The following is a 26,000-nucleotide window of genomic DNA, read 5'->3' as shown; positions in this document are numbered from 1 at the left end:
GAGATGGAAACTGTTACAGCGATTACAGAGAAAAAAGAAAAAAAGAAAAGGAAAAATGAATCATCACCGTGGCGACAGGCTCTTAAAAAGATAAAAAGAAATAAGATGGCACTCGTAGGATTGTATGCATTAATTTTTATGTTTTTATTTTGTTTTATTGGTCCTTTCTTTTCACCATATGCATCAGGGAAAATACAAGTTGCACTAATTAACAAACCACCTAGTTTTTCTCATTGGCTTGGTACAGATCAATTAGGAAGAGATATTTTAACGAGACTAATGCAAGCGGGACGGATTTCATTAACTATCGGCATAGCTTCAATGGTTTTATCAGTGATACTAGGAGCTGTATTAGGAGCGATTGCAGGTTTTTATCGTGGTATTGTGGACAATATTATTATGCGGCTTGCAGATATTTTAATGTCGATGCCAGGATTACCGTTACTTATTATAATGGGTGCGATTTTATCAGAGTGGAAAGTACCGTCTGATTATCGTTTATATGTCATTATGATTATTTTAAGTTTAGTAGGTTGGCCAGGGCTTGCACGCCTTGTAAGAGGGCAAATTTTATCACTTAGGGAGCAAGCATTTATGCAAGCTGCGGATGTGTTAGGAATAAAAGATTACCGGAAAATTATATATCACTTAATACCTAATGTTTTACCCATTTTAATTGTCGTATCTACATTAGGTGTTGCAGGTTCTATTTTGGGAGAATCCGCACTAAGTTACTTAGGTCTCGGCGTCGTCCCACCTACGCCATCATGGGGGAACATGATTAGCGCAGCTAACTCATTAATTGATTTCCAAAAGCGTCCGTGGTTATGGATTCCACCTGGTTTTGCAATCTTTATAACAGTTGTATCAATTAATTTACTTGGTGATGCACTTCGTGATGCGTTAGATCCAAAGATGAGACGGTAGGTGAGAAGGTATGAGTAGAGCGGTAGTAGAGCTAAAAGACTTACAAACACACTTTCAAACGGAGGAAGGGACAGTAAAAGCTGTGAATCATGTTAGTTTTGCTGTTCGAGAAGGTGAAACTGTTTGTGTTGTAGGTGAATCTGGTTGCGGGAAGAGTGTAACAGCTTTATCTATTATGGGGCTTATTGCTGAATCAGGCAGTGTAGTGGGTGGAGACATTTTATATGAAGGAAAAAGTCTTTTAGGAATGAAAGAGAAAGAACTTCGTAGTTTACGAGGTAATGATATTGCAATGATTTTCCAAGAACCAATGACATCGCTAAACCCCGTCTTCACTGTAGGAGAGCAAATTGTAGAAACGTTAAGGGAGCATGAATTACTTAGTAAAAATGAAGCATATAAGAAGGCAATTGAGTTAATTCGTAAAGTTGGCATAGCCCGCGCTGATGAAATCGTCCACTCTTATCCGCATGAACTGAGCGGCGGGATGTTACAACGTATTATGATTGCTGTTGCGCTTAGTTGTAATCCTAAGTTATTAATTGCAGATGAACCAACAACAGCTCTTGATGTTACGATTCAAGCTCAAATATTGGATTTACTAAGACAAGTGAAAGAAGAATTTAAAACGTCGATCTTATTAATTACACATGATTTAGGTGTCGTAGCAGAAATGGCTGATTACGTTGTCGTTATGTATGGTGGGAAAGTTATTGAAGAAGCTCCAGTATTAGAGATATTCCAAAATCCAAAACATCCTTATACGAAAGGATTATTGAAATCAAAACCAGTAATGGGAAAACGAATAGATAAACTATATTCTATTCCAGGGCAAGTTCCGAATTTAGTTGGTTTAGGTGAGTTTTGCTACTTTAGTGGGCGTTGTGAGCATTGTATGGAAATATGTGAAAAAGAAGCCCCAAATCTAAATGTAAATGATGAAAATCATAAAGTAGCTTGCTGGTTATATGAGGAGCGTGCGGAACAATGAGTGAACCATTATTAGAGGTGAAAAACCTAAAGACATATTTTCCAATTAAAGGTGGCATATTTAGTAGAACGATCGGGCATGTAAAAGCAGTTGATGGAGTAAGTTTTACTATTAATAAAGGCGAAGTGTTTGGTCTCGTTGGCGAATCAGGGAGCGGAAAAACAACGATAGGAAAAACAATTTTACGTCTCGTTCAAAAAACGGAGGGGGAAGTGAAGTTTAAAGGGAAAGATGTTCATTCTTTATCCAAGGATGAATTGAGAAAACATCGCCCTAATATGCAGCTCGTTTTCCAAGATCCATTTAGCTCATTAAATCCGAGAATGAGAATTGGTGAAGCGCTTGGAGAGCCGATGTTGGCCCACGGATTAGCGACGAAAGAAAATGTTCGTGAAAAGGTAATTGAAGTATTGGAGTTGTGTGGCTTAGCTCCTTATCATATTGACCGGTATCCCCATGAGTTTTCTGGTGGACAACGTCAGCGTATCGTAATCGCAAGGGCTATGGTATTAAATCCAGAATTCATTGTAGCTGATGAACCTGTGGCAGCACTAGATGTATCTATCCAAGCACAAATTATTAATTTATTTAGTGAGTTACAGGAGAAAAAGGGATTATCTTATTTATTCATTTCACATGATTTAAGTGTAGTAGAACATTTATGTACGAAAATCGGAATTATGTATTTAGGTACAATTGTGGAGATCGCGCCGCGTGATGAGTTATTTACCAATCCGCTACATCCGTATACAAAAGCATTGTTATCAGCTGTTCCAATACCAGATCCAACAGTGAAGCGAGAGCGAATTATATTAGAAGGGGATATTCCAAGTCCAGCAAATCCACCTTCGGGTTGTCGTTTTCATACACGTTGCCCGTTTGCAACAGATGTTTGTAAAAAAACAATACCAGAATTTCGTAATGTTGGTGCAGAGCATTTTGTTGCTTGTCATCACGTATAAAAAAAGGACTCTTTCAATTTGAAAGAGTCCTTTTTTTATTTACTAGATGAAGTTTGTTTCAATACAAATTGCTCGATTGCATGAGAAACACCATGTTCATTGTTTGTTAATGTTACAACATCACATAGTTTTTTTACATCTTCTTCAGCGTTGCCCATTGCAACAGATAAGCCTGCTACTTCTAACATTGGTACATCATTAAAATTATCACCAATAGCAACTGTATCTTCAATAGGAATATTAAAATGAGCTGCCATCTGCTGTAGCCCGTTTCCTTTATGTCCATTCTTATCCATAATTTCTAAGTTAGTAGGAGCTGATGCTGTAACCATAATATCAGCGTCTTCTTGTAACACGCTTAATAGCTGTGCGCGATGCGCTGCATTAAATGTTGAAATGAAGAATTTAGATATTTCTAGTTCTTGGTTATTTACAACATCTTCTATTTTTTTGAAATCAGTAATTAGGTTCGATTTCTTTTGCTTTTCTGTAATTCGTTCAAGTTCCTCTAATGTAACATCGAGCGCATGCTTATTTTCTTCGAACGCTTGCATCACTTGATCTTGCCATGTATATGGAGAATAAACTCCTTTATTTGTATATAACTTATATGGGAAACTTTCAGATTCTAGTAATTTTGCAAGTTTGTACACTTTGTCGTTTTGTATACAACGCGAGTTAATTACTTTTCCATCCACATAAACAATAGCCCCATTGCTTGCTCCGACTGGAAGAGATAATTTATATTCTTCCAATAGCTTTAAAGCATCCTCTTTCGCACGACCAGAACAAATCATTACAATATGACCAGCTTCTTGTGCAGTTTGGATTGCTTGTAGGTTTTCTTTGGAGATTTCAAGATTAGATGATAGTAGTGTACCATCCATATCTAATGCGATTAATTTCAAAATGACCACCTCTTTGTTTTTATTATACATAGTTATATAGAGGAAACATATAAACTTATCTTGGAAAGACGGTATTTTATCTCATATTAAAAGTAAGTAAAGATTAGATAGGTTTAGTGTCACTAAATAAACTGTTTGTAACAAAAATAGAGAGGAGTATGACTATATTTCACTTTATGACTGTAATGTTACACGAATGTTACAAACGTGAGCTTAGTGAAAATCGCATTAAATAAAGGTTTTTGGGGGTTGTTATAAAAAAACGTAAAAAAAGTGTAATAAATTTCACGTTATTATATTGCAACGTAACAATAGTTATGTTACATTAATGTTACAAACGTTACGTTATCAAATTTAATGTAACGTTAACATAAAAACTATGAAATAAACATTTCTTAGAAATTACATATAGATAACTTATGAAAAGGGAGGATAAATGATATGAAAGAGCAAGTATTACAAGTAACAAAAGGTGACTTCGTAGGATCAGCAAGTGGAGCGGTAGTATTAACAGCATTAATCGTATTTCTATCAAGTGTATTAGTATAATAGAAACTTTGTAACAAAAGAAAAAGAAGGGAGAATGAGGGATATGAACAGTGAACAAGTGTTTCAAGTAACAAAAACAGATTTATTAGGATCCTTAGGTGGAGCGGTAATATTAACATCATTTATTCTATTCCTTGCAAGTGTATTAGTATGATATATATAAATACAATCATTCAAAAAAAATAAAGACTCTAACGTATTAGTAAGTAGTTAATATGTTGGAGTCTTTTTTATTTTCTTCTTATATACCTTCAAGTATTAAAGTTACCTCATTATTTAGCATTCATGAATAATTAGACGCTGCGGTTGCAACTTGATTCAACGAATAATCAAAAATCCACTGAGTAAAAGCCCGATTGGTGAGGGCTGATTAAAGTTTCACTTTATTTCAAAGAGAAAAAAGTCGAATTTTATATGTAAGAAAAAAAGAGGAATTTGACAGAAAAGATAGAAAATTTTAAAGGTCAGAATTTGTTAGCTTGCTAACTAATTTCTATTTATTTATATTGGAAGCGTTTTCGGTTGGTTTTAAGTATGGACCATTTAATCTATTTACAGGGGGATGAAGATATTATGAAACAAAAATCTATGGATACGCTAGCTGCACAAATGGAGGACTTTTTTCCAGTACGTGATGTAGATCATTTGGAATTTTACGTAGGGAATGCAAAGCAATCGAGTTATTATCTTGCGAGAGCATTCGGATTCAAAATTGTGGCTTACTCTGGATTAGAAACTGGAAACCGTGAAAAGGTATCTTATGTTCTTGTGCAAAAAAATATGCGTTTCGTTGTGTCTGGAGCTTTAAGTAGTGAAAATCGTATTGCAGAGTTTGTAAAGACTCATGGTGATGGCGTGAAGGATGTGGCACTACTTGTTGATGATGTTGATAAAGCATACTCAGAAGCAGTGAAACGTGGTGCCGTCGCAATTGCTCCACCAGAGGAATTAACAGATGAGGACGGTACATTGAAAAAAGCAGTTATTGGTACGTATGGTGATACAATTCATACGCTTGTAGAGCGTAAAAATTATAAAGGGGCATTTATGCCAGGATTCCAAAAGGTAGAGTTTAATATTCCATTTGAAGAGTCTGGTTTAATTGCTGTCGATCATGTAGTTGGTAATGTTGAAAAAATGGAAGAGTGGGTTAGTTATTACGAGAATGTCATGGGCTTTAAACAAATGATTCATTTTGATGATGATGATATTAGTACAGAGTATTCGGCTTTAATGTCGAAAGTTATGACAAATGGAAGCCGTATTAAGTTTCCTATTAACGAACCAGCAGATGGAAAGAGAAAGTCACAAATTCAAGAGTATCTAGAGTTCTATAATGGAGCTGGTGTACAGCATCTTGCTTTATTAACAAGTGACATTGTTAAAACGGTTGAAGCACTTCGTGCAAATGGGGTGGAGTTTTTAGATACACCTGATACTTATTATGATGAGTTAACTGCACGAGTTGGAAAAATCGATGAAGAAATTGATAAGCTAAAAGAATTAAAGATCTTAGTAGATCGTGACGATGAAGGTTACTTACTACAAATCTTTACGAAACCAATTGTTGATCGCCCGACTCTATTTATTGAAATCATTCAACGTAAAGGTTCCCGTGGATTTGGTGAAGGAAACTTTAAAGCGTTATTCGAATCAATTGAAAGAGAACAAGAGCGTCGCGGAAACTTATAAGATTTGTATCCACCAGCAAAAGTCCCTTTGCTGGTGGAAATTTCATTTTTATAAGGAGGAATCAGGATGAAATTTGTTACATTTCGTCTTCCTTCAAAAGAAATACGGGCTGGATGGCTTGAAGGTGACAAAGTAATAGATATGAATCTTGCTAGTGAAGGGAGAATCCCTTCTTCTATGATGGCTTTTTTAGAGAAAGCTGATGAGTATGTAGAAGTAGTGAGGAATGTTAAGAATCCAAATAAGGGTATATATGCTTTAGAAGAAGTACAATTGACAGCTGCTCTTCCTAATCCGAGTAGTATTCGAGATTTTTATGCATTTGAACAACATGTAAAAACAGCTCGCGGACGAAGAGGACTAGATGTTGTGCCTGAATGGTATGATATTCCGGTTTTTTATTTTACTAATCATCGTGCTGTAATTGGTTCCGGTGATTTTGTAATTGGTCCGAAAAAGTCTAAAAAGCTTGATTACGAGTTGGAGATCGCTTGCGTAATAGGAAAAGAAGGGCGAAATATTTCTCGTGAGCAAGCAGAGGAATATATTTTTGGTTATTGTATTATGAATGACTGGAGTGCGAGAGACTTACAAGCAACAGAAATGAAAGTAGGTCTCGGTCCAGCGAAAGGAAAGGACTTTGCAACTTCGTTAGGAGCACATCTTGTTACGAAAGAGGAATTAGATGTTTATCGTAATGGTGATCGATATGATTTAGAAATGACTGCTCATGTAAACGGAAAACTATTATCAAAGGGAAACTTCCAAGATATTTACTATACATTTGCTGAAATGATTGAACGTGCTTCAGAGGACGTTACGTTATATCCAGGAGATGTGATTGGTTCTGGGACAGTAGGAACAGGCTGTATTTTAGAACTTGGTACAGAAGAGTGGCTACAAGATGGAGATGTTGTAGAGCTGTCGATTACTGGTTTAGGTACACTACGTAATACGATCAAAAAAGAAAAGGAAGCGAGTGATGGGCATGTTTTATCGTCACATGGGAGAACTACCTCATAAACGACATGTACAATTTCGTAAAAAAGATGGATCGCTTTATCGTGAACAGGTAATGGGAACAAAAGGTTTTTCTGGTACGCAGTCTATTTTGTATCATCACTATATGCCAACAGAAGTAGGTCATTCTGCATTATCGCATTCTTGTCAGTTGCAGTATGAAGAGGATGTTGCTCTTTCTCATCGCCACTTCCGAACGAAAGAAAATAGAAAAAGTGGTGATGCAATAAGTGGACGGAATTTCATACTTGGAAATGAAGATTTGTTAATTGGAGTAGTGAGCCCAACAGAAAAAATGGATTATTTCTATCGTAATGGTGATGGCGACGAAATGTTATTTGTTCATTATGGAACAGGGAAAATTGAAACGATGTTTGGAACGATTCACTATAGAAAAGGCGACTATGTAACGATCCCAATTGGAACGATTTATCGTGTTATTCCAGATGAAGGAGAGACTAAGTTTCTCGTTGTAGAGGCGAATAGCCAAATTACAACGCCGCGTCGTTATCGAAATGAATATGGACAATTGTTAGAGCATAGTCCGTTTTGTGAAAGAGATCTTCGTGGTCCAGAAAAATTAGAGACCTATGATGAAAAAGGCGATTTTGTCGTAATGACAAAATCAAGAGGTTATATGCATAAACATGTTTTAGGACACCACCCGTTAGATGTTGTTGGATGGGATGGCTATTTGTATCCGTGGGTATTTAATGTAGAGGATTTTGAACCAATTACAGGGCGCATTCATCAGCCGCCGCCAGTACATCAAACATTTGAAGGGCATAATTTTGTTATTTGCTCTTTCGTACCACGTTTATACGATTATCATCCAGAGTCAATTCCGGCACCATATTATCATAGTAATGTTAATAGCGATGAAGTTCTTTACTATGTAGAAGGAAACTTTATGAGTCGCAAAGGTGTGGAGGAAGGTTCTATTACACTTCATCCGAGCGGGATTCCCCATGGGCCGCATCCGGGGAAAACAGAGGCAAGTATAGGGAAGAAAGAGACGCTTGAATTAGCTGTTATGATAGACACATTCCGTCCGCTTCGTATTGTAAAACAAGCACATGAAACAGAAGATGAAAAGTATATGTATAGCTGGATTGAACAAGATTCATATACTGTGAAATAAGTAAAAAAGGCATGCTCTCAATAAGGGAGCATGCCTTTTTCACGGAATCGACATGTATAATAATACCAAAAAAAATAATGGAAAGATATATAGAAAGAATGATAAGGATAGTGCATATTCAGAAGAATTTCTACTTGTTTCGACAAAAGTATTGACTAGGAAAAGCGTAATGAGTAAAATAAAAAAGCAAATTAAAAATTTTCAGAAAATTTAAAACTTGGAGGAGTGAAAGATGAAGCAAATTTTTCAAAAGAAGCCAATTGCAAAGTTAATGCAAGAAAGTAAGCAAAAAACGTTAGCAAGAACATTGGGCGCGCTAGATTTAACTATGCTTGGAATCGGAGCAATTGTTGGAACTGGTATTTTTGTTCTAACGGGTGTTGTGGCAGCGAAACATTCTGGGCCAGCTATTATATTATCATTTGCGATTGCCGCGCTAGCTTGTGCCTTTGCTGCATTTTGTTATGCTGAATTTGCTTCTTCAGTTCCTGTATCGGGCAGTGTGTATACGTATACATACGCGACGATGGGAGAAGTATTCGCATTTTTAATTGGCTGGGATTTAATGCTTGAATATTTACTTGCTACATCTGCTGTAGCAAACGGTTGGTCTGCATATTTTCAATCTTTATTAAAGGGGTTTGGAATTCACATTCCGACTATTCTCTCCTCGGCTCCTGGTACAGGAAAGGGTGGAATAATTGATCTACCTGCAGTTCTAATTATTTTAGTGATGACAGTTCTTTTATCTAGGGGTGTTCGTGAAAGTGCACGAGTAAATAACATTATGGTATTTATTAAAATAGCGGTTGTTCTTATTTTTATCTTTGCTGGTTTTAATTATGTGAAACCTGAAAACTGGACGCCTTTTATGCCGTTTGGTTTAGATGGTGTAATGGCTGGAGCGGCTACAGTATTCTTCGCATTTATAGGATTTGATGCAGTTTCAACAGCGGCAGAAGAAGTGAAACGTCCGCAACGTGATTTACCAATTGGTATTATTGCATCATTATTAATTTGTACAGTTCTTTATATCGTTGTTTCGCTTATTTTGACAGGAATTGTTCCATACGGACAGCTAAATATATCAGATCCAGTTGCTTTTGCACTTCAATTTATTGGACAAGATGGCTTAGCTGGGGTAATTTCAGTAGGAGCAATTACAGGAATTACAACAGTAATGCTAGTTATGATGTATGGACAAGTTCGTGTTTCTTATGCGATGAGCCGAGATGGTTTACTGCCGAAGCGTCTTGCTAAAGTTCATCCGAAATTTAAAACGCCATTTTTAAATACATGGACAACGGGAATTATTGCGGCACTGATTTCAGGATTAATAGATTTAAATGTTTTAGCACATCTTGTAAATATGGGGACATTGTCAGCATTTGCACTCGTAGCTGTTGCGGTAATTGTAATGAGAAGAACCCATCCAGACTTACCAAGGGCATTTAAGGCTCCGCTTGTACCATTTTTACCAGCATTAACAGTGATTTTCTGTTTATACTTAATGCTTCAATTATCGGGGACAGCATGGATTAGTTTTGGGATATGGATGGTTATTGGTATAGCGGTTTACTTCTTATATAGCCGAAAACATAGTGCTTTAAATAATAGTAAAAAAGAAGAAGATGTTGCGAATTTATAAGCAAAAAAAATCCATTCTAATTCTGTTAGAATGGATTTTTTTATTTGAAAATTTACATTTTTCTGAACTTATTATAAGATAATTGTTGGCTAACTAAAGGGGTGAAATGATGAAAAATACGTGGCGTGAGTTAAGAGAGATGGACCGTAACGTATGGATTCGATTTATTGGAGAGACGTTAAATGGAATTGCAATGATGATGTTAATGCCTTTTTTTGCATTATATTTAAAAGATAAGGTAGATTCGTTGTTGGAAGTTGGGGTTATTATGGCGCTTTCTCCAATTGCTGCAAGCTTTGGATCACTTATCGGAGGAAGAATTGCTGACATGTATGGAAGAAAACCGATTATGATATTTTCTATGGCAAGTAATGCATTATTAATGCTCGGTTTTCTATTTATAGAAGGGTTTATTCCATATGCAATTTTATCTATTTTTTTAGGGTTGAGTAATTCTTTATTTCACCCAGCTGCATCAGCTATGGTCGCAGATGTAACGGCACCAGAAAAAAGAACAGAGGCATATGGTTTATTACGAATGGGACACAATATAGGTGCTGCGATTGGTCCGATAATGGGAGCATCAGTAGTTGTGTTGTCAAAGAATCTTGTGTTTATTATTGCCTCTTCTACAATGCTATTTTATGCGTTACTTGTATTACTTCTTATTCAAGAGACGATGCCAAAGAGGACAGATAAGGAAGAACATAAAGAAAAGGAATCTGGGGCGGTTTGGAAAATTGTAATGCGAGATAAGGCATTAATGATTTACTTATTAGCAGGTATTATCATTTCGATGGGGTTTTCTCAAACCGAAGGCATGTTGCCACTACATTTTGATAATGAAATGAAGCGTATTTTTGGAACGAATAATCCATATCCATATTTAATGGCGTTAAACGGACTATTAGTTGTTTTATTCCAATTTCAAATTTCAAAATGGGCTACGGATAAACCAGTCGGGAAGACGATGTTATATGGTGCATGTTTGTTCGGGATTGGATTATTTTTTATAGGGTGGTTACCGAAGTGGTTTGGAGAATTTAATACAAATGCTACAGTTATTTTAATAACACTACTGTTCGTTTATGCTATATATACATTAGGTGAGATGATTATGTCACCTGTACAGATGACATTTGTAGCAAATTTGGCCCCTGAACATTTGAGAGGGACTTATATGGGAGCTGCAAGTTTGCAGTGGATTACAGGAAGCGCATTTGGTCCACTTTTGGGAGGTTTTTTATTAGATCGATTACTTGGCCACTTTCTATTTACAATTTTAGCTGTAGGATGTGTAGTTGCAGGTATTGTATATATTTCTTTAGATCGTCTTGTTGAGCAAAAGCAAAAAGACACACTGACCCAATAATCTTCTTAGTGAATAGGTGACATACACAAAAAAAGGGATCTCTACATATTTTAGGTACATAACTAGATTAGATTGCCATTTTATTTTGTGTAGCTATAAAGAAAATGAAATGAAAAACCAATATGTGATGTTATTTAATTATTTATGGAAGTTACATTTTATTTCAAATAGGAACTACCTATTTTTATAAAAAGTGCTAAAATAGAAAAATGAAAACAATTGGTTAGGGTGATTTCATTGACGAAAATTAAATTAGGTTTATTATATGGTGGAAAATCAGCTGAGCATCAAGTTTCACTACAGACGGCTCTTGCTGCTATTAAAGCGTTAAATCAAGATAAATTCGAGATTCATCCAATTTATATTACAGAACAAGGTCAATGGGTACGCGGTGAGCGTATTGAAGGCGAAGTAACAGATATTGAAGCTTTAAAAATGAGCGGTGCAGAAAATGCGATTTCTCCGTTATCATTAAGTACAGAAATTATTCCATCTGCAGCTTCTGAGGAAAACGCTATTGACGTTATTTTCCCATTACTACATGGACCAAACGGTGAAGATGGAACGGTTCAAGGACTATTAGAATTGATGAATATTCCTTATGTAGGAAATGGTGTTCTAGCATCATCTGCTGGTATGGATAAAGTTGTTATGAAAAACATCTTTGCAGAGGCTGGTTTAAAACAAGCAAAATATGCGTCTTTCATTCGCAGTGCATGGGAAAAAGATCGTGAGGAAGCTTATTCTAAAGTAGAAGATAAGTTAGGGTATCCTTGCTTCGTAAAACCAGCAAACCTTGGTTCAAGTGTTGGTATTAATAAGTGTAAAAATCGTGAAGAACTTGAGAATGCATTTGTAGAGGCATTCCAATTTGATCGCAAAATTATTGTAGAAGAAAATATTGTAGGTCGTGAAGTAGAAGTTGGGGTACTAGGTAATGATGAGCCGAAATGTTCAGTTGTAGGTGAAATCGTTCCGAAAAAGGACTTCTATGATTATAAGTCGAAATATATCGATGGTGATACGGCGTTAATTATTCCAGCTGAAATGACAGGAGAAGAATCTGATGTGATTAAGCGTGATGCAATTATTGCGTTCCAATCATTAGATGGTGCAGGCTTAACGCGAGCTGATTTCTTCTTAACGAAAGACGGAGAAGTGTATATTAACGAAGTAAACACTATGCCAGGATTTACACCGTTTAGTATGTTTCCTCTATTATGGCAACATACTGGGTTACCGTATCCAGAGTTAATCGAAGAGCTAATTCGTTTAGCGATTGAACGTCACGAAGAAAAACAAAAAATTAAATATACAATCTAACAAAAAAAGGAGGAAGCACTATTCGTAGGAATAGTGCTTCCTCTATGTAAGGAGCGTTTCTATATGATAAAGCGAATGTTAAAGCAAGTAGAACAGATGGTAAATGGTACTGGATTAGCAGAGCAATATGAGGGAACTATTATTCAAGGCGTGTCTATTGATACGAGAAAAATTGAAAAAGGAAACTTATATGTTCCGATTCAAGGGGAGCGTTTCGATGGACATGCTTTTGTAGATAAAGCAGTTGAAAATGGAGCTGTAGCTACATTATGGATGAAAGATGTAGCAAATCCACCCGAGAATCTTCCGGTTATTTTTGTAGAAGATACGCTATCTGCACTGCAAGTGTTAGCGAAAAACTATCGCGATCAATTGGATGTTAAAGTTGTTGGTGTGACAGGTAGTAACGGTAAAACATCCACGAAAGATATTGTGACAAGTATTCTTGCAACTAAGTTCAAAGTTCAAAAAACAGAAGGGAATTTCAATAACCATATTGGATTACCTCTCACTATTTTAAACTTAGAAGAAAATACAGAAGTAGCTGTATTAGAAATGGGTATGTCAAGCCGAGGAGAGATTGAATTTTTATCTAAGTTAGCTCGTCCTAATGCAGCTATCATTACGAATATTGGTGAGGCACATTTAATGGATTTAGGATCTCGTGAGGCAATTGCTGAAGCGAAATTAGAAATTGTTACAGGGTTACAAGAAGGTGGCGTGTTCGTATATAATGGAGATGAGCCGTTATTAACGAATCGTGTTCCTGAAATGAATTTAGCAGCAGAAACAGTTACGTTTGGTGATGCAAGAGCCAACGATTACTATCCAACAACTGTAACATTACAGGCAACTGGGACACATTTTAAAATGAATAGAGATGAAAATATTTCATTCTACCTACCGGTATTAGGAAAACATAATGTGTACAATACACTTGCTTCAATGGCAATTGCGACACATTTTGGTGTGACGTGGGAAGAAATGAAACAAGGTTTAGTAACACTTCAAATGACGGGCATGCGTATGGAGATTGTAAAAACGGATAGTGGATTAACAATTATCAACGATGCTTATAATGCAAGTCCGACGGCTATGGAGGCAGCATTCCATTTAATGAATGGTTTAGATGGATTTACTAAAAAAATCGTTGTGCTCGGTGATATGTTAGAACTTGGAAATCAAGAAGTGCAGTTCCATTATGAGGTAGGTAAATTAATCGATCCAGCAAAAATCGCACATGTATTCACATACGGTAGATTAGGAGCTCAAATTGCTGAAGGAGCGAAAATTAATTTCCCTAATGAACGTGTAAAGGCGTATGATAATAAAGAAGAGTTAGTAAGAGATTTACAAGCGGTAGTCGATGCCAAAGATGTTGTATTAATAAAAGCATCTCGCGGTATGAAATTAGAAGAAGTAATTACGATGTTGAAATAATTGGTGTATATAAATAGGGATGATAGTCACGAAAATAGAAGAAACTTATAATAAGCGCTTACAGTAAATGATAAAAAAATAAAAGTAAAGAAAAAGGCCCTGAATATAAAATAAGGTAACAGTTGGGTTTGCTTTTTACACATACAAAACTTATAATTGATAAAGTGTAATAACGTTTAGAAGTATTTTCGTGAAGAATATACGCCCGGTTATATACGTGAGCATTCAGGAAAAGGGCTTTTCCGCAAATTCGGAAAACGCCTTTTTTTAAATGATAAGTATAGGATAGAAAAGGAGAAGTAACATTGACAACATTTCGAGAATTAGGATTAAGTGAGTCTTTACTGCAATCGGTTGAAAGTATGGGCTTTGAAGAGGCTACGCCGATTCAAGCTGAAACAATTCCACATGCATTGCAAGGTAAGGATATTATTGGGCAAGCGCAAACAGGTACAGGGAAAACAGCAGCATTCGGATTACCACTATTAGATAAAGTGGATACAAATAAAGAAGCAGTTCAAGGTATTGTTATCGCGCCAACGCGTGAATTAGCAATTCAAGTTGGAGAAGAGCTATACAAAATTGGTAAACATAAACGTGTTCGTATTCTACCAATTTATGGTGGTCAAGATATTAACCGCCAAATTCGTGCTCTAAAAAAACACCCACACATTATTGTTGGTACGCCGGGTCGTATTTTAGATCATATTAACCGTAAAACACTTCGCTTACAAAACGTAGAGACTGTTGTTCTTGATGAAGCGGATGAAATGTTAAACATGGGCTTCATTGAAGATATTGAAGCGATTTTAACAGATGTGCCAGAAACACATCAAACATTATTATTCTCAGCGACAATGCCAGATCCAATCCGTCGTATTGCTGAGCGTTTCATGACTGAGCCTCAACACATTAAAGTAAAAGCAAAAGAAGTAACAATGCCAAACATTCAGCAGTTCTATTTAGAAGTGCAAGAAAAGAAAAAGTTTGACGTGTTAACACGCTTACTAGATATTCAATCTCCAGAGCTTGCGATCGTATTCGGTCGTACAAAGCGTCGTGTTGATGAATTATCAGAAGCATTAAACTTACGTGGTTATGCAGCAGAAGGTATTCATGGTGACTTAACACAGGCGAAACGTATGTCTGTATTACGTAAATTTAAAGAAGGTGCTATTGAAGTTCTTGTTGCAACAGACGTTGCTGCACGTGGTCTTGATATTTCAGGCGTAACACACGTATACAACTTCGATATCCCACAAGATCCAGAATCATACGTTCACCGTATCGGTCGTACTGGCCGTGCAGGTAAAAAAGGTATTGCAATGTTATTTGTAACACCACGTGAATCAGGACAATTAAAAAATATCGAGCGTACAACAAAACGTAAAGTTGATCGCATGGAAGCACCGACACTTGATGAGGCATTAGAAGGTCAACAACGTTTAATCGCTGAAAAACTTCAAAGCACGATTCAAAATGAGAACTTATCATACTACAAGCGTATTGCAGAAGAAATGTTAGAAGAGAATGACTCTGTAACAGTAGTAGCTGCTGCTTTAAAAATGATGACTAAAGAGCCGGATACAACTCCGATTGCTTTAACATCAGAACCACCAGTTGTTTCAAGAGGTGGCGGTTCTAAAAAACGTGGCGGTAACGGAGGCGGATACCGTGATGGTAACCGTAATCGTAGTCGTGATGGACGCGGTGGTGGCGATGGTCGTAACCGTGATGGACGTAATCGTGACGGAAACCGTGATCGCAATCGTGATGGAAACCGTGATCGTAATCGTGATGGTGGTAGTCGTGGTCGTAGAGGTGAAGGTCAAGGTCGCCCAGGATCTTCAAATGGACGCGGCGAAAGAAAACATCATAGCCGTCCACAAGCTTAATAAAAAAAGAGAATGCCCTTTGCGGGCATTCTCTTTTTTTATTTCTGTAATTGTGCATACTACATAGTAGTTATGATAGAAAAGGGGCTGTTATATGCTTGTAAGGCTTGGTTACGTTGCGATGAGTGTGCATTTGAAGAATGCATCCCCATCTCAAACGATGACGTACGCACAGTTTCAGAAAATAGATGATCGTGATGCTGCAATTCGTAAACTTGAAAGAATTGCTAATTCCAATTTGGAAAATTGTTTGCGTTTATTAAAGCATAATAAGGGACATGACATATCTTTCTTTCGGCTTAGTTCTAAGCTCATTCCTTTAGCGAATCATGAGGAATTGCTAGAGTGGAACTATATTCGTCCTTTAAAAGAAAAATTGAAAGAATTAGGTGAATATGCAATTCATATGAATATGCGAATTGATTTCCATCCAGATCATTTTGTTGTACTAAATTCACCTGAGGAGAGTGTTTTTAAACAATCTGTAAAGACATTGCAGATGCACAAAAAATTATTAAAAGGCATGGGGATTGAACATAAGCAACGATGTGTACTACATGTTGGAGGAGGGTATAAAGATAAAGAACTTGCATTAGAGCGTTTTATAGAGAATTGGTCTAATGTCCCAAGGGGTATTCAAGAAATGATTATATTAGAAAATGATGATACAACTTTTACGTTAGAGGAAACATTATATTTAGGAGAAAAATTAGATATTCCTGTCGTGTTTGATTTGCATCACCATATGATGAATAATGAGCAAGAAGATTGGTATGAAGATTGGGCACGTGTTGTTCATACGTGGGAAACATCTTTGTTGCCAGTTAAAATGCATATCTCTAGCCCTAGAGAGGGAAAAGATCCAAGAGCTCATGCAGATTATATTAATGTAGACGCATTTTTATCTTTTTTAAGAAGGATAAAGGGAAGTGTTCCGCAAATTGATTGTATGATTGAGGCGAAGATGAAGGATGAGTCTTTATTTCAATTAATGAGGGATTTAAGCGAACATGTAGATGTAGAAATTATCGATGGTGCAAGCTTTTATATTAAATAAGCTTTGCACCATCGTTTTTTTTTGTTAAAAAAGGAGTTAAAATGCCGCCGGTTATTAAACCTGTTAAATGACTGATCGGATTGGCGGAAGGATTAAAGAAAGTAAATAGCAGTAATAGAAGTATCATAATTGAGAAAATGGCAATTTCTTTTGGTTTTGAAGAGCGGTATCGATTGTACAATAAAAATAATTGTGCGCCTAATAGTCCGAAAATACCACCTGATGCACCTGCGTGAATATATTCAGGTGGCATAATAATATAAGAAGAAATATTTCCAGAAATTCCAGAAATAAAAAATAGAATAAAAAAAGAAAAGTGTCCGAGTTGCTTTTCGATAGAAGAACCAAGTGCAAACAAAAAAATACTATTAGAAAGAAAATGTTGTAAGTCTACGTGTACCAGAAGGGAAGTTATGACACGCCACCATTCTCCTTTAGCGATATATTCATTAGAGGCTGCCAGTGGGAAGAGGAAAAAGTCGCCTAATATCATCAGGACTAAGTGAATAAGAAGTAAGGTGAGAATAGTCGGTTGTAAAGAAATCTGAGTGGATCTTATTAGCATACGGTTACTATCACCCCTTTTGCATCAGAAAGATTCTCTGTTATTCTTATCAATATGAAAGAAGAAAGTTAAATAGAAGAAGGGGATTTTGAAATGATTATAGGGATTGGAATCGATATTATTGAATTAAATCGTATTGAAAAAATGCTAGATGGAAAGCTTAAATTTATGGAACGTATTTTAACAGAAAATGAACGTAATGTTGCTATGGAGCTGAAAGGAAGTCGTCTTACAGAGTTTGTAGCTGGAAGGTTTGCAGCGAAAGAGGCGTATTCAAAAGCTGTAGGTACTGGTATCGGGAAAGAAGTGAGCTTTTTAGATATTGAAGTGAAAAATGATGAAAGAGGTAAGCCGATTCTGATTACAAGTACAGAGTATATTGTTCATTTATCAATTAGTCATAGTAAGGAATTTGCTGTTGCTCAAGTTGTTTTAGAAAGCTCGTCACGCTAGTCTGCATATTTTATATCTTTGTCTCATATATTTGAGGTAGCGATAAGGAAGGTACATCTTCCATTCATTTATAGGGGCAAAGGGGCTGAAGTGATGAAAAGGCGTCTGTTTTTAGTTCTTGTCGGTTTGTTGACCGTTTTTGTGTTGGCGGGTTGTGTGGAAAAGAAACAAGATGATGTCGTGAGAGATTTAGAAGCGAAAGTAAAAGGGATGAAAAGTTATCAAGCTGAAGCGAAATTATCTATTAAAACAGGAAATGAGCCTCAGGAGTATAATGTAGAGATTTGGCATAAAGAACCGTCTTTTTATCGTGTGAATTTAAAGAATGCAAAAAAAGATCAGAGCCAAATCATTTTAAGAAATGAAGAAGGTGTATTTGTATTAACGCCAGCACTTAATAAGAGCTTCCGTTTTCAAAGTGATTGGCCGCAAAATAGCAGCCAGGCTTATTTATATGAATCACTTGTAAGAGATATTTTGCAGGATAAGAAAAACCTTACTTTCGAGAAAACAGATAAGTATTATATTTTTAAAACAAAAACAAACTATCAACATCAAAATATGTTGCCGAAACAAGAGATTACACTGAAGAAGAGCGATTTGACTCCAGTTTCAGTGAAGTTAATGGATAATGATCAAAATGTTCTTGTAAAAGTAGATTTCTCTAAGGTGAAATTCGATGCGAAATTTGATAAAGGTGCATTTGATACGAAACAAAATATGTCTAGAGCGCAGGTAGATGTTCAAACAACAGCGAAAGAAGACAAACCGTTTGCTACTTTGTATCCGCTTGATACACCACAAGGTATGACTCTGCAAGATGAAAAAGAGTTGAAGACAGACAGTGGCAAGCGTGCGATACTCACATACACTGGAAATAAGAAATCCTTTACTTTAATACAAGAAAAGGCAAAAGTTGCAGAGGCTTCATCAGCGGTAAGTGTAAGTGGGGAACCGGTTGATCTTGGGTTTACGATTGGTGCATTGACGAAAGACTCTGTAACGTGGTCGCATAACGGAGTAGAATATATGCTCGTGTCTAAAGGTTTAGAGCCGAAGGAGCTGTTAATGGTTGCTCGTTCAGTTACAGCGAAGCAGGTGAAGTAAACTTCTTAGACGTGGTGATATATGTGCACCACGTCTTTTCTTAGTTTGAAGGTGGATTTCATAAAAGAAGCATATAAAAGAATAAGCTTCGCATATCGTGTATAAGGAAGTGTATTTATGGAAGAAGCACCATTTTACCGTGACACTTGGGTGGAAGTGGATTTAGATGCCATTTATAACAACGTTACACATATTAAAGAGTTCATCCCAAGTGATGTAGAGATTTTTGCTGTAGTTAAAGCGAACGCGTATGGGCACGATTATGTACCGGTGGCTAAAACGGCATTAGAAGCGGGTGCAACAAGGTTAGCTGTTGCTTTTTTAGATGAAGCTTTAGTGCTTCGGAGGGCTGGTATTACTGTGCCGATTTTAGTGTTAGGTCCCTCGCCGCCGCGTGATGTAAATGTAGCTGCTGAAAATGATGTAGCGCTAACTGTTTTTCAAAAAGAATGGGTGGACGAAGCAATTAAACTTTGGGATGGTTCATCTGTAATGAAATTTCATATTAATTTTGATAGTGGTATGGGGAGAATTGGAATACGTGAAAGAAAAGAGCTGAAAGAATTTTTAAGGAGTTTAGAAGGTGCACCGTTTTTAGAGTTAGAAGGAGTATACACGCATTTTGCAACGGCAGATGAGGTTGAGACTTCGTATTTTGATAAGCAATATAACACGTTCTTAGAGCAGTTAAGTTGGTTGAAAGAATTCGGAGTGGATCCTAAGTTTGTCCATACAGCTAATAGTGCTGCCACGTTACGTTTTCAAGGAATTACATTTAATGCAGTGCGAATTGGGATTGCAATGTATGGATTATCTCCTTCTGTAGAAATACGTCCTTTTTTACCATTTGAATTAGAACCGGCGCTATCACTGCATACGAAAGTAGCTCATATTAAACAGGTGATTAAAGGTGATGGAATTAGTTATAACGTCACTTACCGAACGAAAACTGAAGAATGGATTGCAACTGTAGCGATTGGCTATGCAGATGGGTGGCTTAGAAGATTACAAGGATTTGAAGTGCTTATAAATGGTAAAAGGGTACCGATTGTAGGGCGAGTAACAATGGATCAGTTCATGATTCATCTTCCTTGTGAAGTGCCGCTTGGTACGAAAGTTACGCTTATCGGAAGGCAGGGAGATGAGTATATTAGCGCTACAGAGGTTGCGGAATATTCAGGGACTATTAATTATGAAATTATTGCAACGATCAGTTTCCGTGTGCCAAGAATATTTATACGGAATGGTAAGGTTGTAGAGATAATTAATTACTTGAACAATATATAGAAGGTAGTATGATTGCTTCTTGTCATTGGAGTGACTGTTCATTGCTGGATAATAAGCTCTTTTTGATGAGAAGCTTTTTACTTATAATCATTTTTTATATAAGTTACACGTAAGTTTTGAAGAGGAGTTCTATTGTTTTTAGTTAGTTATGAGATAAAAAATTTAAGAAGATGAATGTTTTGTTTGTGAATTGGAAAACATAAGCAGGGAATAAGGAAGTCTTTGCAACAGGCTCCATACAATGGTATTATTACAATAGGTGTCATATATATATTTGGGTGTGTAGTTGACGGTGGAGGTGTATTTTTGTGTCCGAATCAAGTGTAACTACTGAAATCGTGGTTCGGTTGCCAAAGCAAATGGTAACGGAATTGGACGGAATTGGAAAACAAGAGAATAAGAATCGCCATGAACTAATTTGCCAGGCAACACAATTGTTATTGCGTCAACATAAGACGAAGAAACGCTACCAACATGAATCAATGCGACGTGGGTATATTGAAATGGGAAAAATTAATCTTGGTATTGCATCTGAAGCTTTCTTAGCGGAGTATGAAGCAGCTCATACAGTAGAACGCTTAGTTAGCGGGGGGTAATATTTTGATTGTAAAACGCGGCGACGTGTATTTTGCAGACCTTTCCCCAGTTGTTGGTTCTGAGCAAGGAGGCGTTCGTCCGGTTCTTGTCATTCAAAATGACATCGGAAATCGTTTTAGTCCAACGGTGATTGTAGCGGCTATTACTGCACAGATTCAAAAAGCGAAATTACCCACTCATGTGGAAATTGATGCGAAAAAGTATGGTTTTGAGAGAGATTCTGTTATTTTACTTGAGCAGATTCGAACAATCGATAAGCAACGCTTAACGGACAAAATCACTCATTTAGATGAAGTGATGATGAGTCGTGTAGATGAAGCGTTACAAATTAGTTTAGGACTAATAGATTTTTAAATCGGCAGTTTAAGTTGCTCTCTTTGAAGGGCAACTTTTTTTATTATAGAGGAGGTTACGGTTGTATATGGAAATGGTAGATAATCGACAAGCGTTAATGAAAATGTTAGTGAAAGAATTAGGCTTTAGCGAAAAGCAAGTTCGTCATGTTATTCAATTAACAGAAGAAGGTAACACAGTTCCATTTATTGCTCGTTACCGAAAAGAATGGACAGGCTCTTTAGATGAGGTGCAAATTCGTGCGATTTTAGAGAGATGGCAATATATGATGCAACTTGAAGATAGGAAGGAAGAAGTTATTCGTCTTATTGACGAGAAGGGGAAACTGACAGGAGAGCTAAGACAGCAAATTGTTAAAGCTACAAAGTTACAGGAAGTAGAAGATTTATATCGTCCATATAAAGAGAAAAGAAGAACGAAAGCAACGATTGCAAAAGAAAAAGGGTTAGAACCGTTAGCTGAATGGTTATTGTTATATAAGAAAGAAGAACCGGCTAAAAAGGCAGTGGAATTTATTAATGCAGAGAAAGAAGTGCAATCTGCAGAAGAAGCTTTACAAGGTGCACAAGACATTATTGCAGAAATGATTTCAGATGAAGCTGCGTATCGTAGTTGGATTCGAAATGTTACTTTTAGAAAAGGTATTATGTCTTCGTCTGTAAAAGGTGAAGAAAAAGATGAAAAGAATATATATGAAATGTATTACAGTTATGAAGAACCATTGCAAAAAGTAGTACCACATCGTGTATTAGCAATGAATCGCGGTGAGAAAGAAGATATATTGAGAGTTTCTGTTGTCCCACCAGTAGATGAGATATTAAATTTCTTATACAAGAAAGTAATTCGTGATAACGATTCTAAAAGTGCGCATTATGTACAATTAGCGATTGAAGATGGTTATAAACGATTAATTCAATCTTCAATTGAAAGAGAAATTCGTAAAGAATTAACAGAAACAGCTGAAGAACAAGCGATACATATTTTCTCTGAGAACTTACGTAACTTATTATTACAACCTCCGATGAAAGGGAAAGTCGTGCTAGCGGTAGATCCGGCATATAGAACTGGTTGTAAATTATCTGTAGTAGATGATACGGGGAAAGTACTACATATTGATGTTGTTTATCCGCATCCGCCTGTTCGTAAATATGATGAAGCAAAAACGAAAGTTCTTTCTATTATAGATAAATATCAAGTTGAAATGATTGCAATTGGTAATGGGACAGCATCTAGAGAAACAGAGGAATTTATAGTAGATGTATTACAAAGTGTGAAACAGGAAGTCTTTTATATTATTGTAAATGAAGCGGGTGCTAGTGTATATTCAGCTTCTGATTTAGCCCGTGAGGAATTCCCGAATTTACAAGTTGAAGAGAGAAGTGCCGTTTCTATTGGAAGACGTCTGCAAGATCCACTTGCTGAACTTGTGAAAATTGATCCTAAATCAGTTGGGGTTGGACAATACCAACATGATGTATCTCAAAAGAGATTGAATGAGTCATTAACATTTGTAGTAGAGACAGCTGTTAACCAAGTTGGGGTTAATGTAAATACGGCTTCGGTTGCATTGTTACAATATGTTTCAGGTTTATCGAAAACCGTTGCGAAAAATATTGTGGCAAAGAGAGAAGAGGATGGGAAATTCAAAAAGCGCACGGAATTAAAGAAAATTCCACGTTTAGGTGCAAAGACGTACGAACAATGTATAGGCTTCTTGCGTATATTAGAAGGAGCGAATCCGTTAGATCGAACAGGTATTCATCCCGAACAATATAAAAATGTTGAATTGTTATTGAAGAGTTTAGGGTTATCGATAGATGACGTAGGACAACCGCAATTACAAAAGAGATTGGAAGAAGTAGAGATTTCTAAGTTGTCTCAAGAAACGGGAGTTGGGGAGCCGACGTTAGTTGATATTATAGATGCGCTCATTAGTCCAGAACGAGATATGAGGGATGAGTTGCCTAAACCACTTCTGAAAAAAGGGATTTTGAAATTAGAAGATTTAAAACGTGGTATGGAACTAGAAGGAACAGTGCGTAACGTTGTTGATTTTGGTGCTTTTGTTGATGTTGGCGTAAAGCAAGATGGTTTAGTGCATATTTCTAAGCTTAGCAAACAGTTTGTAAAGCATCCGTTAGATGTTGTATCAGTAGGACAAATTGTAAAAGTATGGGTAGATGATATTGATACAAAAAAAGGACGCGTTGCACTATCTATGTTGCCGATTGAATAGTAAGAGAAGAGAGCAGATGAAACTGCTCTTTTTTTATAGAATAAAAAGTGTAATGGATTATGAGTTTTGATGTGTTTTGCTATAATAAAACCAGCATTCATTTAGCAATTTAATTTGATACCGGTTTTTTTCGAAATATGCACGTTGCATCTGTTTTTTTAGCCACGTAGGCATAGGAATCCCTCCTTGTTTAATCCTACTCTCAAAAATCTAAAGTACTATTAATGAGAGGTTGGTGAGTGGATTTCTATTCATGTTGTGTTTTTAGAAACCACGCGTCTTGAATGAGGATGGGTATATGTACTATTTAATATATGTATAAGAAGCGTGAAAAGTGTAAAAATATTTTTTTGTTTAGGAGGAATGAGAATGGACGAGAAAGAAATTCAACGGCTAGTGGAAGAAGTATCGCTACAATACTTCGGAATGCCGTTTTTACATAAAGCAAAGTTCAATAGTAGGTTGCGTACAACTGGCGGGCGTTATCTGTTGAAGAGTCACAATGTTGAACTGAATTATCGATATTACGAAATGTATGGTAAGGAGGAGTTAATCGGAATCATCAAACATGAACTGTGTCATTATCACTTGCATATTACAGGAAGAGGGTATAAGCACAGGGACAGAGATTTTCGTGAGTTGTTAAAGAAAGTTGATGCACCTCGTTTTTGTAAACGAATGATTAATGAAGAGAAGGAAAAAAAGATTTATAAGTATGAATGTATGGAGTGTTTACTTCAATATGTAAGAAGGCGTCAAATAAATACCAAAAGATATGTCTGCGGAAAGTGTAAAGGGAAACTTAAACCGATATCGAAAACATCTTGACAGTAAAAACGCAATCCAGTATAGTATAAACATGTCACGTTTGAACAAGATGTTGTTAAAAACTTCTTGACTTACAGAAAGAAATTTTATAATATACAAATTGTCTTCATTATTCCGCAGTAGCTCAGTGGTAGAGCTATCGGCTGTTAACCGATCGGTCGTAGGTTCGAGTCCTACCTGCGGAGCCATACAGAGAAGTACCCAAGTGGCTCAAGGGGCTCCCCTGCTAAGGGAGTAGATCGCTAACGCGGTGCGAGGGTTCGAATCCCTTCTTCTCTGCCATACATATTGGCCCGTTGGTCAAGTGGTTAAGACACCGCCCTTTCACGGCGGTAACACGGGTTCGAATCCCGTACGGGTCACCACTTCGGAGGATTAGCTCAGCTGGGAGAGCACCTGCCTTACAAGCAGGGGGTCGGCGGTTCGATCCCGTCATCCTCCACCATATGAATTTTATATGAATAGTATTATCGCGGGGTGGAGCAGTACGGTAGCTCGTCGGGCTCATAACCCGAAGGTCGCAGGTTCAAATCCTGTCCCCGCAACCAAATGGTCCCGTGGTGTAGTGGTTAACATGCCTGCCTGTCACGCAGGAGATCGCCGGTTCGACCCCGGTCGGGACCGCCATTTTAACTTCTGCTAATTGGCAGTTGTTTTTTATTGGACATTATGGTACAATAACATTTGTCTTTGAAAAGAAGATATTTTTTTCGATGGGCTATAGCCAAGCGGTAAGGCAACGGACTTTGACTCCGTCATGCGCTGGTTCGAATCCAGCTAGCCCAGCCATTTACGAGCCATTAGCTCAGTTGGTAGAGCATCTGACTTTTAATCAGAGGGTCGAAGGTTCGAATCCTTCATGGCTCACTTTTTGTTTTTTCCGCGCGGTCGTGGCGGAACGGCAGACGCGCTAGGTTGAGGGCCTAGTGGGGGAAACCCCGTGGAGGTTCAAGTCCTCTCGGCCGCATCAAAAAAATCTTAAAAAAGTACTTGCATTTGAAAATGTAGTATGGTAAGATGATTGAGTCGCCAAAATACAACGACGAAAAAACATCATGAATAAGCGCCCGTAGCTCAATTGGATAGAGCGTTTGACTACGGATCAAGAGGTTAGGGGTTCGACTCCTCTCGGGCGCGCCAATTACGGGAAGTGGCTCAGCTTGGTAGAGCACCTGGTTTGGGACCAGGGGGTCGCAGGTTCAAATCCTGTCTTCCCGACCACGCGGGTGTAGTTTAGTGGTAAAACAAGAGCCTTCCAAGCTCTGGTCGAGAGTTCGATTCTCTTCACCCGCTTTTAGTTCTTTGAAAACTGAACGAAACAAACAACGTGAAACGTCAATTTTTATTTTTAGATGCTAGACAAACTAACTTTATTGGAGAGTTTGATCCTGGCTCAGGATGAACGCTGGCGGCGTGCCTAATACATGCAAGTTGAGCGAATGGATTGAGAGCTTGCTCTTATGAAGTTAGCGGCGGACGGGTGAGTAACACGTGGGTAACCTGCCCATAAGACTGGGATAACTCCGGGAAACCGGGGCTAATACCGGATAACATTTTGAACTGCATGGTTCGAAATTGAAAGGCGGCTTCGGCTGTCACTTATGGATGGACCCGCGTCGCATTAGCTAGTTGGTGAGGTAACGGCTCA

24 protein-coding genes, 12 tRNA genes and 1 rRNA gene are annotated in these 26,000 nt (G+C 37.2%); 34 read left to right on the top strand and 3 right to left on the bottom strand.

What is annotated here, in order from left to right:
- Positions 1 to 3 precede the first annotated feature (3 nt).
- From opp4C to C4S65_RS24370, 3 genes are read left to right on the top strand one after another with little or no spacing between them, the layout of a single operon-like run.
- Complete coding sequence (gene opp4C / locus C4S65_RS24380) at positions 4 to 927, top strand: oligopeptide ABC transporter permease (RefSeq protein WP_000451060.1); 924 nt, start codon at positions 4 to 6, stop codon at positions 925 to 927.
- A 10-nt stretch (positions 928 to 937) separates the two neighbouring features.
- Positions 938 to 1,918, top strand: coding sequence for an ABC transporter ATP-binding protein (locus C4S65_RS24375; RefSeq protein WP_000085614.1), 981 nt, complete (start codon positions 938 to 940; stop codon positions 1,916 to 1,918).
- Positions 1,915 to 2,880, top strand: a complete 966-nt coding sequence (locus C4S65_RS24370) for an ABC transporter ATP-binding protein (protein WP_061666728.1) — start codon at positions 1,915 to 1,917, stop codon at positions 2,878 to 2,880. Before C4S65_RS24375 ends, C4S65_RS24370 begins: the two co-directional genes overlap by 4 nt.
- 35 nt (positions 2,881 to 2,915) lie before the next feature.
- Here the strand turns inward: C4S65_RS24370 and C4S65_RS24365 are convergent, their stop codons facing one another.
- On the bottom strand, positions 2,916 to 3,788 hold the full coding sequence (locus C4S65_RS24365) for a Cof-type HAD-IIB family hydrolase (protein WP_061666727.1): 873 nt from the start codon (positions 3,786 to 3,788) through the stop codon (positions 2,916 to 2,918).
- Between the two features lie 432 nt (positions 3,789 to 4,220).
- Between C4S65_RS24365 and C4S65_RS24360 the strand changes: the two genes are divergently transcribed.
- From C4S65_RS24360 to uvsE, 11 genes are all read left to right on the top strand, one after another.
- On the top strand, positions 4,221 to 4,337 hold the full coding sequence (locus C4S65_RS24360; protein WP_025988984.1) for a DUF3948 family protein: 117 nt from the start codon (positions 4,221 to 4,223) through the stop codon (positions 4,335 to 4,337).
- Positions 4,338 to 4,380: 43 nt separating this feature from the next.
- Positions 4,381 to 4,491 carry a DUF3948 family protein gene (locus C4S65_RS24355; protein ID WP_001083691.1) on the top strand — a complete coding sequence of 37 codons (111 nt, stop codon included), beginning with the start codon at positions 4,381 to 4,383 and terminating at the stop codon, positions 4,489 to 4,491.
- A gap of 419 nt (positions 4,492 to 4,910) precedes the next feature.
- The gene (gene hppD, locus C4S65_RS24350) at positions 4,911 to 6,029 is read left to right on the top strand and encodes a 4-hydroxyphenylpyruvate dioxygenase (RefSeq protein ID WP_000810920.1); all 1,119 of its coding nucleotides are present in this window, start codon (positions 4,911 to 4,913) and stop codon (positions 6,027 to 6,029) included.
- 66 nt (positions 6,030 to 6,095) lie between these two features.
- The gene (locus C4S65_RS24345) at positions 6,096 to 7,052 is read left to right on the top strand and encodes a fumarylacetoacetate hydrolase family protein (RefSeq protein ID WP_000673996.1); all 957 of its coding nucleotides are present in this window, start codon (positions 6,096 to 6,098) and stop codon (positions 7,050 to 7,052) included.
- Positions 7,018 to 8,190, top strand: a complete 1,173-nt coding sequence (locus tag C4S65_RS24340) for a homogentisate 1,2-dioxygenase (RefSeq protein ID WP_061667700.1) — start codon at positions 7,018 to 7,020, stop codon at positions 8,188 to 8,190. The genes C4S65_RS24345 and C4S65_RS24340 overlap by 35 nt, the downstream gene beginning before the upstream one ends.
- A 232-nt stretch (positions 8,191 to 8,422) precedes the next feature.
- Entirely contained in the window at positions 8,423 to 9,838 is a 1,416-nt protein-coding gene (locus C4S65_RS24335) for an amino acid permease (RefSeq protein WP_000809361.1), read from the top strand.
- Between the two features lie 109 nt (positions 9,839 to 9,947).
- Positions 9,948 to 11,210 (top strand): MFS transporter, encoded by a 1,263-nt coding sequence (locus C4S65_RS24330; protein ID WP_103945509.1) that lies wholly within the window; start codon positions 9,948 to 9,950, stop codon positions 11,208 to 11,210.
- 237 nt (positions 11,211 to 11,447) lie between these two features.
- Positions 11,448 to 12,533 carry a D-alanine--D-alanine ligase gene (locus C4S65_RS24325; RefSeq protein WP_061667697.1) on the top strand — a complete coding sequence of 362 codons (1,086 nt, stop codon included), beginning with the start codon at positions 11,448 to 11,450 and terminating at the stop codon, positions 12,531 to 12,533.
- A 63-nt stretch (positions 12,534 to 12,596) separates the two neighbouring features.
- Positions 12,597 to 13,973, top strand: a complete 1,377-nt coding sequence (gene murF / locus C4S65_RS24320; protein ID WP_061667696.1) for a UDP-N-acetylmuramoyl-tripeptide--D-alanyl-D-alanine ligase — start codon at positions 12,597 to 12,599, stop codon at positions 13,971 to 13,973.
- A gap of 305 nt (positions 13,974 to 14,278) precedes the next feature.
- Complete coding sequence (locus tag C4S65_RS24315; protein ID WP_000206602.1) at positions 14,279 to 15,868, top strand: DEAD/DEAH box helicase; 1,590 nt, start codon at positions 14,279 to 14,281, stop codon at positions 15,866 to 15,868.
- Between the two features lie 94 nt (positions 15,869 to 15,962).
- A complete protein-coding gene (uvsE, locus tag C4S65_RS24310; protein ID WP_000961145.1) occupies positions 15,963 to 16,925 on the top strand; it encodes a UV DNA damage repair endonuclease UvsE in 963 nt (320 codons plus the stop codon).
- On the opposite strand, the gene C4S65_RS24305 is transcribed toward uvsE, so the two are convergent.
- On the bottom strand, positions 16,918 to 17,490 hold the full coding sequence (locus C4S65_RS24305; protein ID WP_016078971.1) for a rhomboid family intramembrane serine protease: 573 nt from the start codon (positions 17,488 to 17,490) through the stop codon (positions 16,918 to 16,920). The genes uvsE and C4S65_RS24305 overlap by 8 nt on opposite strands.
- Positions 17,491 to 17,583: 93 nt before the next feature.
- Between C4S65_RS24305 and acpS the strand changes: the two genes are divergently transcribed.
- The 6 genes from acpS (at position 17,584) to C4S65_RS24275 (ending at position 23,524) form a co-directional block, all read left to right on the top strand.
- Positions 17,584 to 17,943, top strand: a complete 360-nt coding sequence (acpS, locus tag C4S65_RS24300; protein WP_000583417.1) for a holo-ACP synthase — start codon at positions 17,584 to 17,586, stop codon at positions 17,941 to 17,943.
- 156 nt (positions 17,944 to 18,099) lie between these two features.
- Positions 18,100 to 19,050: an outer membrane lipoprotein carrier protein LolA gene (locus C4S65_RS24295; protein WP_003306148.1), complete on the top strand. Its 951-nt coding sequence runs from the start codon at positions 18,100 to 18,102 to the stop codon at positions 19,048 to 19,050.
- 117 nt (positions 19,051 to 19,167) lie between these two features.
- A complete protein-coding gene (gene alr / locus C4S65_RS24290) occupies positions 19,168 to 20,337 on the top strand; it encodes an alanine racemase (protein ID WP_000390595.1) in 1,170 nt (389 codons plus the stop codon).
- A 308-nt stretch (positions 20,338 to 20,645) separates the two neighbouring features.
- The gene (locus tag C4S65_RS24285; protein WP_000004570.1) at positions 20,646 to 20,933 is read left to right on the top strand and encodes an antitoxin EndoAI; all 288 of its coding nucleotides are present in this window, start codon (positions 20,646 to 20,648) and stop codon (positions 20,931 to 20,933) included.
- Between the two features lie 4 nt (positions 20,934 to 20,937).
- The gene (ndoA, locus tag C4S65_RS24280; protein ID WP_000635965.1) at positions 20,938 to 21,288 is read left to right on the top strand and encodes a type II toxin-antitoxin system endoribonuclease NdoA; all 351 of its coding nucleotides are present in this window, start codon (positions 20,938 to 20,940) and stop codon (positions 21,286 to 21,288) included.
- A 67-nt stretch (positions 21,289 to 21,355) separates the two neighbouring features.
- The gene (locus C4S65_RS24275; RefSeq protein WP_140337854.1) at positions 21,356 to 23,524 is read left to right on the top strand and encodes a Tex family protein; all 2,169 of its coding nucleotides are present in this window, start codon (positions 21,356 to 21,358) and stop codon (positions 23,522 to 23,524) included.
- A gap of 57 nt (positions 23,525 to 23,581) precedes the next feature.
- Here the strand turns inward: C4S65_RS24275 and cmpA are convergent, their stop codons facing one another.
- Complete coding sequence (cmpA, locus tag C4S65_RS24270) at positions 23,582 to 23,698, bottom strand: cortex morphogenetic protein CmpA (protein WP_086406725.1); 117 nt, start codon at positions 23,696 to 23,698, stop codon at positions 23,582 to 23,584.
- A 195-nt stretch (positions 23,699 to 23,893) separates the two neighbouring features.
- Here cmpA and C4S65_RS24265 point away from each other — a divergent pair, with 195 nt between their 5' ends.
- The 14 genes from C4S65_RS24265 to C4S65_RS24200 form a co-directional block, all read left to right on the top strand.
- The gene (locus C4S65_RS24265; protein ID WP_000343551.1) at positions 23,894 to 24,352 is read left to right on the top strand and encodes a SprT family protein; all 459 of its coding nucleotides are present in this window, start codon (positions 23,894 to 23,896) and stop codon (positions 24,350 to 24,352) included.
- Positions 24,353 to 24,465: 113 nt separating this feature from the next.
- Positions 24,466 to 24,540, top strand: a tRNA-Asn gene (locus C4S65_RS24260).
- Between the two features lie 3 nt (positions 24,541 to 24,543).
- Positions 24,544 to 24,634: transfer RNA gene (locus C4S65_RS24255), tRNA-Ser, on the top strand.
- 8 nt (positions 24,635 to 24,642) lie between these two features.
- Positions 24,643 to 24,717 (top strand) — tRNA-Glu (locus tag C4S65_RS24250).
- Between the two features lie 4 nt (positions 24,718 to 24,721).
- Positions 24,722 to 24,797: transfer RNA gene (locus C4S65_RS24245), tRNA-Val, on the top strand.
- A gap of 26 nt (positions 24,798 to 24,823) precedes the next feature.
- A tRNA-Met gene (locus tag C4S65_RS24240) sits at positions 24,824 to 24,900 on the top strand.
- Between the two features lie 3 nt (positions 24,901 to 24,903).
- Positions 24,904 to 24,979, top strand: a tRNA-Asp gene (locus tag C4S65_RS24235).
- Positions 24,980 to 25,066: 87 nt separating this feature from the next.
- Positions 25,067 to 25,141 (top strand) — tRNA-Gln (locus C4S65_RS24230).
- Positions 25,142 to 25,146: 5 nt separating this feature from the next.
- Positions 25,147 to 25,219, top strand: a tRNA-Lys gene (locus C4S65_RS24225).
- A gap of 17 nt (positions 25,220 to 25,236) precedes the next feature.
- Positions 25,237 to 25,319: transfer RNA gene (locus C4S65_RS24220), tRNA-Leu, on the top strand.
- A gap of 96 nt (positions 25,320 to 25,415) precedes the next feature.
- Positions 25,416 to 25,492 (top strand) — tRNA-Arg (locus C4S65_RS24215).
- 4 nt (positions 25,493 to 25,496) lie between these two features.
- Positions 25,497 to 25,573, top strand: a tRNA-Pro gene (locus C4S65_RS24210).
- Position 25,574: 1 nt separating this feature from the next.
- Positions 25,575 to 25,645, top strand: a tRNA-Gly gene (locus C4S65_RS24205).
- Positions 25,646 to 25,722: 77 nt separating this feature from the next.
- Positions 25,723 to 26,000, top strand: a 16S ribosomal RNA gene (locus tag C4S65_RS24200); the annotation flags it as partial.

The organism is Bacillus sp. ok061, assembly GCF_900108285.1.
GTDB lineage: Bacteria > Bacillota > Bacilli > Bacillales > Bacillaceae_G > Bacillus_A > Bacillus_A thuringiensis_S.
Note: the sequence above shows the minus strand (reverse complement) of the source record. Positions and strands in the feature narration are given on the sequence as shown.

What these genes read in the sequence shown, in the direction of transcription:
- C4S65_RS24345 (WP_000673996.1), top strand. Translation starts at nt 6,096, where the DNA reads ATGAAATTTGTTACATTTCGTCTTCCTTCAAAAGAAATACGGGCTGGA.
- C4S65_RS24330 (WP_103945509.1), top strand. Translation starts at nt 9,948, where the DNA reads ATGAAAAATACGTGGCGTGAGTTAAGAGAGATGGACCGTAACGTATGG.
- hppD (WP_000810920.1), top strand. Translation starts at nt 4,911, where the DNA reads ATGAAACAAAAATCTATGGATACGCTAGCTGCACAAATGGAGGACTTT.
- C4S65_RS24355 (WP_001083691.1), top strand. Translation starts at nt 4,381, where the DNA reads ATGAACAGTGAACAAGTGTTTCAAGTAACAAAAACAGATTTATTAGGA.
- murF (WP_061667696.1), top strand. Translation starts at nt 12,597, where the DNA reads ATGATAAAGCGAATGTTAAAGCAAGTAGAACAGATGGTAAATGGTACT.
- acpS (WP_000583417.1), top strand. Translation starts at nt 17,584, where the DNA reads ATGATTATAGGGATTGGAATCGATATTATTGAATTAAATCGTATTGAA.
- C4S65_RS24305 (WP_016078971.1), bottom strand. Translation starts at nt 17,490, where the DNA reads ATGCTAATAAGATCCACTCAGATTTCTTTACAACCGACTATTCTCACC.
- C4S65_RS24275 (WP_140337854.1), top strand. Translation starts at nt 21,356, where the DNA reads ATGGAAATGGTAGATAATCGACAAGCGTTAATGAAAATGTTAGTGAAA.
- C4S65_RS24265 (WP_000343551.1), top strand. Translation starts at nt 23,894, where the DNA reads ATGGACGAGAAAGAAATTCAACGGCTAGTGGAAGAAGTATCGCTACAA.
- C4S65_RS24340 (WP_061667700.1), top strand. Translation starts at nt 7,018, where the DNA reads ATGTTTTATCGTCACATGGGAGAACTACCTCATAAACGACATGTACAA.
- opp4C (WP_000451060.1), top strand. Translation starts at nt 4, where the DNA reads ATGGAAACTGTTACAGCGATTACAGAGAAAAAAGAAAAAAAGAAAAGG.
- C4S65_RS24335 (WP_000809361.1), top strand. Translation starts at nt 8,423, where the DNA reads ATGAAGCAAATTTTTCAAAAGAAGCCAATTGCAAAGTTAATGCAAGAA.
- uvsE (WP_000961145.1), top strand. Translation starts at nt 15,963, where the DNA reads ATGCTTGTAAGGCTTGGTTACGTTGCGATGAGTGTGCATTTGAAGAAT.
- alr (WP_000390595.1), top strand. Translation starts at nt 19,168, where the DNA reads ATGGAAGAAGCACCATTTTACCGTGACACTTGGGTGGAAGTGGATTTA.
- cmpA (WP_086406725.1), bottom strand. Translation starts at nt 23,698, where the DNA reads ATGCCTACGTGGCTAAAAAAACAGATGCAACGTGCATATTTCGAAAAA.
- C4S65_RS24375 (WP_000085614.1), top strand. Translation starts at nt 938, where the DNA reads ATGAGTAGAGCGGTAGTAGAGCTAAAAGACTTACAAACACACTTTCAA.
- C4S65_RS24370 (WP_061666728.1), top strand. Translation starts at nt 1,915, where the DNA reads ATGAGTGAACCATTATTAGAGGTGAAAAACCTAAAGACATATTTTCCA.